This is a genomic window from Ferrovum myxofaciens, from assembly GCF_000735045.1.
Lineage (GTDB): Bacteria > Pseudomonadota > Gammaproteobacteria > Burkholderiales > Ferrovaceae > Ferrovum > Ferrovum myxofaciens.
Genome location: NZ_JPOQ01000639.1, coordinates 1 through 253 on the forward strand (window position 1 = coordinate 1; position 253 = coordinate 253).

Here is a 253-nt window from a genome sequence, read left to right on the forward strand (position 1 = left end):
CAGCGCGGTCTTGAGGTTGCCCAGCACCACATTGAGCCAGCGGAAGGGCTCAATCTCCGTGCCCGCCTTGCCTTTGGGTGCGATCACCACGCGATGCGCAAAGCCCAGTCGCTCGACCACCTCAAACCCCAGCAGCCCATCGGAGGTCACGGTGCAATCCGGAGCAAGTGCAATGCTGGCCCAGGGCTTCAACGCCGCAAACGAGAAGTTCTTCACCGGGTCGAATCGCACCCGCATAGGCTTTCCGTTGCGC

General features: G+C 62.5%; 1 protein-coding gene. It reads right to left on the reverse strand.

Annotated elements, in window-relative coordinates; translation table 11 throughout:
- A partial coding sequence (locus IV91_RS0115485) for a transposase (protein ID WP_150112549.1) occupies positions 1-253 on the reverse strand: 253 nt, incomplete at both ends.